This is a genomic window from Mucilaginibacter achroorhodeus (genome assembly GCF_007846095.1).
GTDB lineage: Bacteria > Bacteroidota > Bacteroidia > Sphingobacteriales > Sphingobacteriaceae > Mucilaginibacter > Mucilaginibacter achroorhodeus.
On record NZ_VOEI01000005.1, the window covers coordinates 274,635 to 288,145 of the forward strand.

The window sequence follows — 13,511 nt, forward strand, 5'->3', positions numbered from 1 at the left end:
TTGATTTGCGATTTTGTTTTATCACCGTATGAATAATTTTTTCTAAAAAGGTTTAATTAACTAAATATTTAGTTTAAATTAGTTTTATGTTCAAACGGTTTTTGTTTTTAATGGCGTTAGTTCCGGCATGCTGCTTCGGTCAGATCAATATCAGCGGGGCGATAAGCGATGCAATTTCAAACAAGCCTTTGCCCTCAGCCAGCGTTTTTTTGAGTAATGCTACAATAGGTGATAGATCTGATGCTGACGGCCGGTTTAAGTTAAAACGCGTACCACCCGGTAAGTACGAGTTGGTAGTCACTATAGTAGGGTTCGAGCAATACCATCAAAACATAATTGTAGAAAATAAGGATATTGACCTGCCCGGGGTAAAGCTGATCTCGAAAACCCTCTTACTCAAAGAGGTTATTGTAATGCCTAATAAAGATTGGGAAATGTATTACGCTATTTTTAAAAAGGAATTTTTAGGCGAATCGGCCATAGCAAAGCAATGCAAGATCAAGAATCCGGATGTGATAGATCTTGCTTATGACAAGAAAACGAGAACACTTTCTGCATCCTCGTCTGATTTTATTGAAATAGAAAATAAAGCGCTCGGTTACAAAATGAAATATCTGCTGACTAAGTTTGTAAAAGACAATAGCAAAGGATGGTTGTATTTTGAGGGATCTGCATTGTATGAACTTTCAAATGGCAGCGAACGTCAGCAGCGTAAGTGGATGAGGGCCCGCAAGGATGCTTACGAAGGATCTACCATGCATTTTCTTCGTTCGGTAATTAGCAATACCGTAGCCGAGAACGGTTTTATTGCGATGCGTTTGATCAGAAAACCAAATCCTGCGTATAGGCCGGGGTCGCTTGTTGACAGATACTTACAAACTTTAGTTAACGCCCCTCTAAAAGCAAATGATTATACCAGCTTAACAGATAGAAAAGGAACCTTTGCCATTAAATTTGATAATTGCCTTTATGTAATGTATGCTAAGCGTAAGGATATTTCAAATGGCGTTTATAAAGCGCTTGATATGCCAAATTATCAAACAAGTATTGCATCATTTGGTGATGATTACCCTTTGTTTGATTACAACGGCATAATTGAGAACCCTGCCACGGTGACTTTTGAAGGATATTGGGGAACGGCCCGCGTTGCAGAAATGCTACCGGTGGATTACAAACCTTGAAAATATGAAATCTAATTTACAGAAGCTGATCAAAAAAAAGTTAGGACTTTTTATTTTGTTTTTACTGCCCTTAGTTAGCTTTGCTCAGTCAGTACTTCAAGGATCTGTGATAAACGAAGTAGATGGTAAGCCTCTGCCTGATGCCAGCGTATTTCTCAATAATACCACACTCGGGTCTAAAACTAATGCAGAAGGGAAATTTAGGATATCGGGCATTCCATCAGGGCAGTATGAATTAATAGTGAGCCTTATTGGTTTTAAAAGTTATAACCAAGTTGTCACTATAGACAGAAATACTGAAATCAACGGTGTTAAAATGACCCCTACAGTTACTTTGATGAACGAAGTGACAGTTAGCGGCAGCGATAAATACCGATCACGAAAACTGCGGATGTTCAAAGAACAGTTTTTGGGTGCATCTGGGTTTTCTAACGATTGCGAAATATCGAACCCCGAAATTTTAGTATTAAAATTCCAAAATCATCAACAGGTACTTACAGGTTATTCAAATGATTTTCTTGAGATAGAAAATAAAGCTACCGGTTATAAAATAAAGTATCTGCTTAATAATTTTAAGTTAGACAAGATAGCTTTAAACATAAGCTACGAAGGTTACGCTTTCTTTGAAGAACTTAAGGGTGATCCTAAACAAAAGGAATTATGGGAAAAGCACAGGCGTGCTATTTATTACGGTTCGCCTACTCATTTTTTACGTGTTGTGACCGCCGGTAAAGCTGATTCTGATTTTGTTGTAAGGCCATTTTGTATAAAAAAGATAGATACATTGGATAATCCTGTTTACAAAAGTATGCTCGACATTAGATTGGGTAATTCAGCTAAATACTATATGTTAAGATATGATACACTAACAACATCCAAATACGTCCATCCAACCAGTAATAGAGGCGTTTATGCTATTAGTTATCCTTACGATTTAGATGTTTTTTATTTCCCACCTGGTGTTCCACACAGTTTGGATGCTTACCATGAGCATGGTAATCGTGGGCAGATTGGAAGTTTTGATTTTATTAATAGTAACATTTTCTTTGACTACAACGGTAGGATTTTAAATCCTGACGGTGTATCATTACGATATAGATGGGGACGTGATAGAGTTGCTGAATTACTGCCATTAGGTTATAATCCGCCTTTACGTGAGCAAACGGCTAAAAGATAAGTTGTTGTTGTTTTAATAATAAAAAAGTCCGTCCAAATTAAATTCAGACGGACTTTTTATGCAAAGTTATTGATTAAATGTGCAGTTACTTCTGCTCTTCTTCTTTTGGCTCTTTGTTTTCGCCTTTTTGGTCTATCACTTTTATTTCGTTGGCTTCTTTATCATAGTCAACTAATAACGTGTCACCTTCGTGCATTTCGCCTTTAAGTATCTCTTCGGCAATTGGGTCTTCCAAGTATTTCTGGATGGCGCGTTTAAGCGGCCTCGCACCAAATTGCGAATCATAACCTTTCTCGGCTATAAACTCTTTGGCCTCTACAGTAAGTTCAATTTTATAACCCAAGCTGTTAACACGGCCAAAAAGGGCAGCCAACTCGATGTCAATTATCTTAAAGATCTCGTCTTTGCCTAAAGAGTTGAATACGATAACGTCGTCAATACGGTTAAGGAACTCAGGAGCAAAGGCGCGTTTTAAAGCGTTTTCAATAACTCCACGAGAGTGTGCATCTGCCTGTGTAGTTTTAGCAGCCGTTGTGAAACCAACACCCTGACCAAAATCTTTTAACTGGCGTGCGCCGATATTAGATGTCATGATGATGATCGTATTCCTGAAATCAACCTTGCGGCCTAAAGAGTCGGTCAACTGTCCTTCATCCAATACTTGAAGCAAGATGTTGAATACATCCGGGTGAGCTTTCTCGATCTCATCCAGCAATACAACTGCGTACGGTTTGCGGCGTACTTTTTCAGTAAGTTGTCCGCCTTCTTCATAACCTACGTAACCAGGAGGCGCTCCCACTAAACGTGATACAGCGAATTTCTCCATGTACTCGCTCATGTCTATCTGAATCAACGCATCCTCGGTATCAAACATAAAACGTGCAAGCTCTTTTGCCAGTTCAGTTTTACCAACACCGGTTGGGCCTAAGAAAATGAATGAACCTATTGGTTTCTTAGGGTCTTTAAGACCTGCGCGTGTACGTTGTATAGCGCGGGTAAGTTTTTTAATAGCATCATCCTGGCCAATGATCTTACCACTAATGGTAGTGTTCATGGCAAGTAACTTGGCGCTATCAGCCTGACCAACACGTTGTACCGGTATACCGGTCATCATGCTTACAACTTCGGCAACGTTATCTTCGGTTACGGTGTAACGTTTTGCTTTGGTTTCAGCTTCCCATGCAGCTTTGGCCTGGTCAAGCTCTTCAAGCAAGTGCTTTTCGGTATCACGCAGTTTTGCTGCTTCTTCATATTTCTGGCTGCGAACAACTTTGTTCTTCTCAATCTTGATCTGCTCTATCTTAGCTTCAATATCCAGAATGTTCTGTGGAACATGGATGTTCGTTAAGTGAACGCGTGATCCTGCTTCGTCTAAAGCATCAATAGCTTTGTCCGGTAAAAAGCGGTCTGTGATGTAGCGGGTGGTTAAGCTAACACAAGCGTTTATAGCTTCGTCAGTGTATGTTACACCGTGGTGCTCTTCGTATTTCTCTTTGATACGGTTAAGTATCTCAACAGTTTCATCCGGTGTAGCAGGCTCTACCATCACCTTTTGGAAACGGCGGTCTAATGCACCATCTTTCTCAATGTACTGGCGATACTCGTCTAACGTAGTGGCACCGATGCATTGGATCTCACCACGCGCCAAAGCCGGTTTAAACATGTTAGATGCATCTAACGAGCCCGAAGCTCCACCAGCACCAACAATGGTATGGATCTCATCAATGAACAGAATAACATCCGGAGATTTTTCTAATTCATTCATCACCGCTTTCATACGCTCCTCAAATTGCCCGCGATATTTAGTACCGGCAACCAGGGATGCAAGGTCAAGCGTAACTACGCGTTTGTTAAACAACACACGTGATACCTTACGTTGCACAATGCGTAGTGCCAAACCTTCGGCAATGGCAGATTTACCAACACCAGGTTCACCTATCAAAATAGGGTTGTTCTTTTTACGGCGCGATAAGATCTGAGATACACGCTCTATCTCTTTCTCACGACCAACAATAGGGTCCAAACGGCCTTCTTCGGCAGCTTTGGTCAGGTCGCGGCCAAAGTTGTCTAATACAGGTGTTTTTGATTTGATATCTGATACCTTTTTTGGTTGAGTAAATGAGTCGTCTTCTTTAAAGTCGTCGTCACCACCGGTTGATGAACCAGGCATCTCATCAGTAATATCGTTTTTGCTCGATTCTACTTCGCTCTTAAACACTTCGTAGTTTACGTTAAACTGCATTAATATCTGAGAGGCGATGTTGTCTTCGTCGCGAAGGATAGATAGCAGCAAGTGCTCCGTACCTATCACATCACTCTTAAATATTTTAGCTTCAAGGTAAGTTATCTTTAAAACCTTTTCTGCCTGTTTGGTTAACGGGATACTGCCTATATGTACATTTGTGCCAATTGTTCCTTTTACAGCATCCTCAACAGCACGGCGTAGTTTAGCGGTATCAACGGTTAGCCCTTTCAATAGTTTAATAGCCACACCGTCTCCATCACGGATAAGGCCAAGCAAAAGATGTTCTGTTCCAATATAATCGTGCCCAAGGCGTAGAGCCTCCTCGCGGCTGTATTGTATCACATCTTTAACCCGTGGCGAAAATTTAGCTTCCATATATACCTTTCTGATTATGATCGTCTTTTATCCAAATTGATTGTTATTCAGATAAGCCGATTTTGTTAAGTCTCATCAACAATATTGCCAACTTTTGATATGGCATTCAAACAGACAATTGAATGATAAATACCTTTAAAAGAAGACTTAATTATATGCCTTATTGTTTTGCAAAACCGCAAAAAACCGGCTCAACCTTAGTAACAAACGAATGAACTACTTACTATTTGATGTTGCATCGCTTGAATGGTTTAAGATAAATACCAATTTTATCCTGAATAGCATCTGAGCGGGCAATTAGTCATATCACCATATGACAATACGGCATAGTATCAAATTTGCTTACAGCTATGCCTTATTAGCAAACCAAACGATTTACATTGAAAGATACAAATTATAAGATGAATTTGGGGTGAAAAATGTAAACACGGTGTTAATAAAGTACTTTTTTAAAGCGGCCTGCCTTTAACGTAGACCGGGTTAGCACTCTTTAGCCTTTCTTTTAGAAACTCAACATCCCTTATGTATAAAGTGTTATGTTCCCTTTTTCGCTCGCTTGATTTCAGTACTCGTGTGAGCGGGTCGTAATCCATTACCTTAAAGCCCAACGCGATCAATTGATCATGTATATTGTCATCGTTAAAACCATAACTTACACCGGCACCATTAAGCTCTATAATGATTGCTTTTAAGCCAGGGGAACTTAGCGTATTCATTCCACCCTTTAAAACTTCGGTCTCAAAGCCCTCAACGTCGATTTTTATTAATAGGGGAACAATGGAAGTTAAAACTCCATCAAGTGTTTCAACATTTACATCAATTACATCAGTATCATTATCAGTGGCTACATGATTGCCTGTATCGTAGCTCCGCGTAAATTTTAAGATGTCCTTTTTGCTGCCAAGCCCGATATTTAAAGCTGTTACCAGTTTACTGATCTGGTTTAGCTGGATGTTTTCTTTTAGATGGTGAAAAGTTTGCGGTACGGGTTCTACCGCTATGGTTTTTGCGCCTATTTCGGCAGAAGCCAATATCGTATAACTGCCGATATTGGCACCCACATCCATAAACATGTCATGGGGCCTAAGCATATGAAGGAGGAAGGCCATATCTTCAAATTCATGAAGCCCGCAGTAAATATTCCCCGTAGCCCCTGTTAGGCCTTTCCAAACCCATAACTTGCTGTTTTTTGTGAATTTGTAAACAACAGGTTTACTGGATATTCTTGATGATAGCTGCCACTTTATAAAGCCGGCAAATGCTTTAAACCTGTGGTTTTTTGCAAATGGATGGTTTAGTATGAATTTGATGGTGCGCAGCATTATAATATCGGCTAAACACGCCTTTGCTTTTTGTGCTGAAAGATACAAATAACCATAATGTTAAAATGAATTTCTCCACCATTCCACATTTCAAATCATATATTTGCTCTCCCTAAGTAGAAATCTAAAATTTTATGGCTGACGAAAAAATAATTTTTTCAATGGCAGGCGTGAGTAAGGTTTACCCGCCGCAAAAAACAGTTCTTAAAAATATATATCTGTCGTTTTTTTACGGCGCCAAAATTGGTGTTATCGGTTTAAACGGCTCTGGTAAATCGTCGTTGTTAAAGATCATCGCCGGTATTGATAAAACTAACATAGGCGAAGTAGTATTCTCGCCAGGCTACAGCGTAGGTTACCTAAGTCAGGAGCCCGAGCTTGATCCTGAGAAAACTGTACGTGAAATTGTTGAAGAGGGCGTTGCAGAGACAACTGCTTTACTGAAAGAGTACGAGGAAATAAACGAAAAATTTGGCCTGGAAGAGTATTACAGTGATGCCGACAAAATGGATAAGCTGATGAACCGCCAGGGCGAACTGCAGGATAAAATTGATGCCACCAATGCCTGGGAATTAGATACCAAGCTTGAGCGTGCAATGGATGCGTTACGCTGCCCTGAGCCTGATACAAAGATCTCGGTACTATCCGGTGGTGAGCGCCGCCGCGTAGCTTTATGCCGTTTGTTGCTGCAAGAGCCGGATGTTTTATTGTTAGATGAGCCTACCAACCACTTAGATGCCGAATCAATAGATTGGTTGGAGCAACACCTGCAGCAATATAAAGGCACTGTTATAGCCGTAACGCACGACCGTTATTTTCTTGATAACGTTGCCGGCTGGATCCTTGAACTCGATCGTGGCGAGGGTATCCCGTGGAAAGGAAACTATTCCTCATGGTTAGACCAAAAAGCTAAACGCCTTGCCGCTGAAGAGAAGAGCGAAAGCAAGCGCCAAAAAACTTTGGAACGTGAGCTGGAATGGGTGCGCATGGGTGCTAAAGGCCGCCATGCAAAATCAAAGGCACGTTTATCAAATTATGAAAAGTTGGCATCCGAAGAAACTAAAGAACGCGAAGAAAAACTGGAGTTGTTCATCCCTCCGGGCCCGCGTTTAGGCAACATTGTGATAGAAGCAAACAACGTTACCAAAGCCTACGGTGATAAAGTATTGTTCGAGAACCTGAGCTTCTCGCTGCCACCTGCGGGTATAGTAGGCATCATTGGCCCTAACGGTGCCGGTAAAACTACTTTGTTCCGCCTGATAACCGGGCAAGACCAGCCGGACGCCGGTACTTTCCGCGTTGGAGATACAGTGGCTTTAGGTTATGTTGACCAGATGCACGATGACCTTGACCCTAATAAATCTGTTTGGGAAAATGTAACCGGCGGTACCGATAATATCATGGTTGGTAACCGCCCGTTGAATTCTCGCGCTTATGTATCGAAATTTAATTTTAACGGGGCCGATCAACAAAAAAAAGTTGGCGTATTATCGGGTGGTGAGCGTAACCGCGTTCACCTGGCAATTACGTTAACCAAGGGATCAAACGTGTTGCTGCTGGATGAGCCTACAAACGATATTGACGTAAATACTTTGCGCTCGTTAGAAGAAGCACTTGAAAACTTTGGCGGTTGCGCCGTGATCATTAGCCACGACCGCTGGTTCCTTGACCGCGTGTGTACACACATACTTGCCTTTGAAGGTAACTCACAGGTTTACTTTTTTGAAGGTAACTACAGCGACTACGAAGAAAACCACCGTAAACGCGTTGGTGACGTAACCCCTAAAAGAATAAAGTATAAAAAGTTGACAGCTTAGTTATTGAGATTCAAGAATCAAGAGCCAAGAATCAAGACAAAAGATAAGCCCGGTTGCTGAGAAAGCAGACGGGCTTCTTTCTTTAGTAGCTTATTAACAACAAAGCCCCGCGATTGCGAGGCTTTGTTTGGTTTATAGTCGGTTAGGACATTTTTAGTTTCTTTTGGATATCGGCCACGTACCCTTTGAATTTCTTATCAGTATCAATCAAATCTTCAACTGTTTGGCAGGCATAAATCACGGTAGAGTGGTCGCGACCGCCGAAGAAATGGCCGATAGACTTCAATGAGCTTTTGGTATGTGCCTTAGCCAGGTACATCGATATCTGACGTGCCTGTACGATCTCGCGTTTACGGGTTTGTGACTTAACCATCTCAATAGGCACTTCAAAGTATTCGCAAACCAGGCTCTGGATATATTCCATTGAAATTTCCTTGGCAGAATTTTTTACAAAATTCTTAAGCATTTGCTTAGCCAGGTTTAAGTCTATCTCTTTGCGGTTAAGTGTTGATTGCGCCAGTAGTGATACCATTGCTCCCTCCAGTTCGCGCACGTTATTATCAATGTTATGTGCAACGTATTCAACCACCTCGTTAGAAAGCTCTATGCCATCCTGGTAGATCTTATTCTTAAGGATAGCCATGCGGGTTTCCAGGTCAGGAACCTGCAGATCGGCAGATAGGCCCCATTTGAAGCGCGATAATAAGCGCTCCTCTAAACCAGCAAGATCTTTAGGGGCTTTGTCTGAAGTGATGATCAGTTGTTTGCCGCTTTGGTGAAGGTGGTTAAAGATATGGAAAAAGAAGTCCTGCGTTTTCTCTTTACCGGCAAAGTTGTGTACGTCATCCATGATCAATACATCAATTGCCTGGTAAAAATTCACAAAATCATTAATGTTGTTATGTTTAAGGGCATCAACAAACTGCTGGGTAAATTTCTCACAGCTTACATATAACACCAATTTATCCGGCAGGGTGCGTTTAATTTCGTTACCAATAGCTTGCGCTAAGTGGGTTTTACCCAAACCAACACCGCCATAGATCATTAGCGGGTTAAATGATGTACCGCCTGGTTTTGCTGCTACGGCATAACCTGCCGAACGCGCCAAACGATTACAATCGCCTTCTACAAAGCTTTCGAAGGTGTAATTGCGGTTAAGCTGCGGATCAACATTAAGTTTTTTAAGGCCCGGTATTACAAACGGGTTCTTAATATCTTTATTTATCGAAATAGGTATCGGCATAGACTGATTCTTAGCTTCGGCACCATTTCCATTTGAGGGCATATTAGTAGTGTACGGCTTTGGAGATGAAGACTGCTCTACAACAATGTTGTATTCTAATCTTCCTTCATCGCCCAGTTGCTTTTTAATGGTTTTGCGCAACAAGCCTACATAGTGCTCCTCAAGCCATTCATAAAAGAATAAACTTGGTACCTGTATAGTTAGAACGCTTCCTTCCATCCTTAAAGCTTTGATTGGCTCAAACCAGGTTTTAAAGCTTTGTGCCGGTATGTTATCTTTTATGATCTGAAGGCAACTATTCCAAACGTTAGTACAAGTTTTTTCCATAATGAAGTATCAGTAATTTCTTGATTTCCAGTGTCCCAACCTTTGAGCTTTTGGGCTCAGTACGGAACATCGAATATTCAAAAAAAAGGCGGATTAAAAAATTAAAATTGAACTTTTTTAAGAAATAAATATTTGAAAAAAATGCCTTTTTTAAGCTAAAAACGAATATTTTATTTTATATTTCGCATGCAGGCAGGCAAAAGACCCCTTCACTTTATCCTATCGCATTTTTACGAGTTTCAACAACTATTTGTTGTTAAATGTTGTGGGTTTTTGAAGATAAATTTCGTCAATTATTAGTTGATGTATTATCTTAAAAAGCAAATAATCAACTGTTAATATTCCCCAAAGATGTTGCGCAATTCATCGGCAATTTCGCCAAGTGTGGCATAGCTTTCTACTGCGGTTAATATGTATGGCATCAGGTTTTCGGTACCCTTAGCGGCAAGGCTTAAGTTTTTTAAAGCGTCCTTAACTTCGTTATTATTGCGCTCCTTTTTTAACATCTCAAGTTTTTGGGTTTGCTGTATCCTGATAGAATCGTCAATGCGGAATACCGGCGGTGCAACTTCTTCCTGCTGTGTAAATTTGTTAACACCAACCAATACGCGGTCGCCGCTTTCAATGTCATTTTGGTATTCGTAGGCAGCAGCAGCTATTTCCTGCTGAATATAATCCTGCTCTATAGCTTTTACAGATCCACCCATCGCATCTATCTTATCTATATATACATATGCGGCTGCTTCCAACTCATTGGTTAGTGCTTCCACAAAGTAAGAACCGGCCAGCGGATCCACGGTATCTGTAACCCCGCTTTCAAATGCTATGATCTGCTGCGTGCGAAGGGCTATTTTTGCGGCAGCCTCTGTTGGTAAAGACAATGCCTCGTCGTAACCATTGGTATGCAGCGATTGGGTACCACCCAGCACTGCAGCAAGCGCCTGGTTGCTTACACGAACAATGTTATTCATAGGCTGTTGTGCCGTAAGTGTTGAGCCACCTGTTTGGGTATGAAAACGCAGTTTTTGCGCACCTGCATCAGTAGCACCCAGTTCTTTGGTAATATTGGCCCACATCCTGCGTGCCGCACGGAATTTGGCTATCTCCTCAAAAAAGTTGTTATGGCAGTTAAAGAAGAATGAAAGCCGTTTGGCAAACACGTTTATATCCAATCCTTTATCCAGGGCAGCCTTTAAATAAGTTTTACCATTGGCTAACGTAAAGGCAAGTTCCTGTACAGCGGTTGAGCCAGCTTCGCGAATGTGGTAGCCGGATATAGATATGGTATTCCATTTAGGTACTTCCTTACTGCAATATTCAAAAATATCGGTTATCAGGCGCATGGATGGCTCTGGCGGATAGATATAGGTACCGCGCGCAGCGTACTCCTTTAATATATCGTTTTGAATAGTGCCCGATATCTGCTTGATATCTGCCCCCTGCCTCTTTGCCAATGCGATATACATCGCTAACAATATAGATGCAGTTGCATTAATGGTCATAGAGGTAGTGATATCCTTAAGCTGTATGCCATCGAACAATATCTCCATATCCTTTAAAGAATCTATCGCTACGCCTACTTTTCCTACTTCACCTTCGGATAGGGCATGGTCGCTATCATAACCTATCTGCGTTGGCAGGTCAAAGGCCACTGATAGGCCCATGGTTCCCTGGCTAAGCAGATAGTGGTAGCGCTTGTTTGATTCTTCGGCTGTTGAAAAACCGGCATACTGACGCATGGTCCACGGCTTGCCACGGTACATATCTTTCTGGATGCCGCGCGTGTACGGGAACTGCCCGGGCAATTCATCCATACCCGATGGCTCGGTATAAACTTCTTTGAATTGAATGCCCGACGTGGTAGTAAACTTTTTATCTGCCATGATACGTTAAAATATATTATCCATATCCTTACGTACTATGGCGGTAGCCAACTCATATGGGCTATTCTCCAATTTAGAAAGATGGTTTAGAACGGCTTTGCCCAGATCAAGCCCGGTTGCACCTGCCGGGAGGCTTTGCGTGGCATTGGTAACCAGGTTTATAGTATCATCTTTAATACGCCTAACGGCGCCCCATGCCTGTGTGCTTACATATATCTGCTGGGTAACGTTGTGCTGATATTCTGTACGTACCTCATTTAATATGATATTGTATAACTCAACTGCACTGTATCCGTTACCGTTTAAACGAACCAGCATGTTTGCAGGGTCTACTCTATCTATGAACAATACCAGGCGCTCATACGCCTGCAAGCGTAAGGGCAGCGTTTGGTTACTAATTGCTTTCCTTAGCTCCAAAGCCTGTAAATTCTGTGATTTGTCCAGATAGGGTTTTAAAAGATAAAACGCTATATAGACCACGCCGATGCCGGCAACGGTGTACTTTAAAATATCGAATAAATAACTGTATGCGGCCATGTTGTTTCTGTTAGGCAGAGGTCATAAATAATAGGTGCGAACAAAAATCCGTATTTTAGATTTATATTTGTATAGTTTAATAAAAAATAAGATGAGTGTTACCGCTGAAACTTTAACCGCCCCTGTAACTTTTACTGAAGGTGCCGTAAAAGAACTTTATAAACTGAAAGAACAACAAGAAATTGCCGACGACTTTGGCCTGCGTGTAGGTGTTGAAGGCGGAGGCTGCTCGGGGATGAATTATGTTTTGGGCTTCGATCAGAAAAAAGATGGCGACCAGGAATATTATATCGAGGGCATAAAAGTATTTATGCATAAAGCGCATGGCCTTTACCTTGCCGGTATGCAAATTGATTTTCAGGATGGCCTTAACGCTCGTGGCTTTACCTTTAACAATCCTAATGCGGCAAGCACTTGCGGTTGCGGTACATCATTCTCCGTATAAATAAAAGATCTTGATAAACAAAGGCGCCTTGTGGGCGCCTTTGTTGTTTTTACATGTTCTGTGCTTTAATATCTTCTATGGTTTTCTTTATCCAATAACCGGTGTTATCAGAACCAACGGAGTTGAATCTGATGATGCCTTCTTTATCTATCACAACAGTTGTAGGATAAAGGTTCACTTTATACTTATCGCCATAGTACCTGGCGTCAGCAATATGCTGAAAATCAAAAGGCATCTTTTTTAAGAAATCTTTTATCTCCCAGCGCTTATCGAGGCTGAGGCCAACAAATATTATGTTGGGATCTGCGCTATATTCAGCCACAACTTTGTTTAGCTCCGGCATCTCGTCCCGGCAAGCCGGGCAATTGATGAACCAGAAATTTAGTACTACTATTTTACCCTTAAGTGCTTTTATATCTATTTTTTTACCATCAATAGTGCTTTCTTTGAAAGGCTCCATGGGTTCTCCATTCACAAACCCCTCTGATGTGCGAGGTAACCGGGTAGGCACGTAACGATAGGGTTCCTCTGCTTTTAAAACCGTGTTAGATGTTGTTGCCTGTTGTTCTTGCGCGGTTTCAGATTGCTGTGACGCAAAACTTTTTTTGTATTCGGCAAGCCTTTTTCTCCCCGCCTCATCAAGCCAGGTAAGCACAAAAGCGGTGGTATCTTTTTTAACCTTATTTGTACGGCCGTCCTTTACATGCGTGATAGTTTGCCTTACTGAATAATTGCCGCTTGCCAGTTGTTCTTTCCAATAATTATAAGGTAGTATTTTACCTGTCGAGTCCTTAACAATTGTTTGTTCGTTTAGATCAACATTAGATCGGATAATCTTTTGTGCTCGGCTTGCCAAAGTCAGGCAGCTTAATAAAAATAGTAGTTTTAGAGTTTTCATGATGCGGGCTTGGTATCATTAAAACTAAAACTTTTTGGCCTATTATGATAATTTTAAGTAA

Annotated in this window: 10 protein-coding genes; 4 read left to right on the forward strand and 6 right to left on the reverse strand. The window is 41.3% G+C overall.

The window, feature by feature from the left end; all coding sequences use genetic code 11:
- The first annotated feature begins 86 nt into the window (after positions 1–86).
- Positions 87–1,181, forward strand: a complete 1,095-nt coding sequence (locus tag FPZ42_RS14915) for a carboxypeptidase-like regulatory domain-containing protein (RefSeq protein ID WP_146272503.1) — start codon at positions 87–89, stop codon at positions 1,179–1,181.
- 4 nt (positions 1,182–1,185) lie between these two features.
- Positions 1,186–2,358 (forward strand): carboxypeptidase-like regulatory domain-containing protein, encoded by a 1,173-nt coding sequence (locus FPZ42_RS14920; protein WP_146272505.1) that lies wholly within the window; start codon positions 1,186–1,188, stop codon positions 2,356–2,358.
- Positions 2,359–2,443: 85 nt separating this feature from the next.
- On the opposite strand, the gene FPZ42_RS14925 is transcribed toward FPZ42_RS14920, so the two are convergent.
- Positions 2,444–4,978 carry an ATP-dependent Clp protease ATP-binding subunit gene (locus FPZ42_RS14925; RefSeq protein ID WP_146272507.1) on the reverse strand — a complete coding sequence of 845 codons (2,535 nt, stop codon included), beginning with the start codon at positions 4,976–4,978 and terminating at the stop codon, positions 2,444–2,446.
- A gap of 449 nt (positions 4,979–5,427) precedes the next feature.
- Positions 5,428–6,300 carry an FkbM family methyltransferase gene (locus FPZ42_RS14930; protein WP_146272509.1) on the reverse strand — a complete coding sequence of 291 codons (873 nt, stop codon included), beginning with the start codon at positions 6,298–6,300 and terminating at the stop codon, positions 5,428–5,430.
- A 134-nt stretch (positions 6,301–6,434) separates the two neighbouring features.
- Here FPZ42_RS14930 and ettA point away from each other — a divergent pair, with 134 nt between their 5' ends.
- Positions 6,435–8,117 carry an energy-dependent translational throttle protein EttA gene (gene ettA, locus FPZ42_RS14935; RefSeq protein ID WP_146272511.1) on the forward strand — a complete coding sequence of 561 codons (1,683 nt, stop codon included), beginning with the start codon at positions 6,435–6,437 and terminating at the stop codon, positions 8,115–8,117.
- A gap of 142 nt (positions 8,118–8,259) precedes the next feature.
- Here ettA and dnaA read toward each other — a convergent pair whose 3' ends face one another.
- From dnaA to FPZ42_RS14950, 3 genes are all read right to left on the reverse strand, one after another.
- A complete protein-coding gene (gene dnaA, locus FPZ42_RS14940; protein ID WP_146272513.1) occupies positions 8,260–9,687 on the reverse strand; it encodes a chromosomal replication initiator protein DnaA in 1,428 nt (475 codons plus the stop codon).
- Between the two features lie 335 nt (positions 9,688–10,022).
- A complete protein-coding gene (locus FPZ42_RS14945) occupies positions 10,023–11,570 on the reverse strand; it encodes an acyl-CoA mutase large subunit family protein (protein ID WP_146272515.1) in 1,548 nt (515 codons plus the stop codon).
- 6 nt (positions 11,571–11,576) lie between these two features.
- On the reverse strand, positions 11,577–12,107 hold the full coding sequence (locus tag FPZ42_RS14950; RefSeq protein ID WP_146272517.1) for a DUF7935 family protein: 531 nt from the start codon (positions 12,105–12,107) through the stop codon (positions 11,577–11,579).
- Between the two features lie 91 nt (positions 12,108–12,198).
- On the opposite strand from FPZ42_RS14950, the gene FPZ42_RS14955 reads away from it, so the two are divergent.
- Complete coding sequence (locus FPZ42_RS14955) at positions 12,199–12,552, forward strand: HesB/IscA family protein (protein ID WP_146272519.1); 354 nt, start codon at positions 12,199–12,201, stop codon at positions 12,550–12,552.
- 49 nt (positions 12,553–12,601) lie between these two features.
- Here the strand turns inward: FPZ42_RS14955 and FPZ42_RS14960 are convergent, their stop codons facing one another.
- Positions 12,602–13,450, reverse strand: a complete 849-nt coding sequence (locus FPZ42_RS14960) for a TlpA family protein disulfide reductase (protein WP_146272521.1) — start codon at positions 13,448–13,450, stop codon at positions 12,602–12,604.
- Positions 13,451–13,511: the final 61 nt, after the last annotated feature.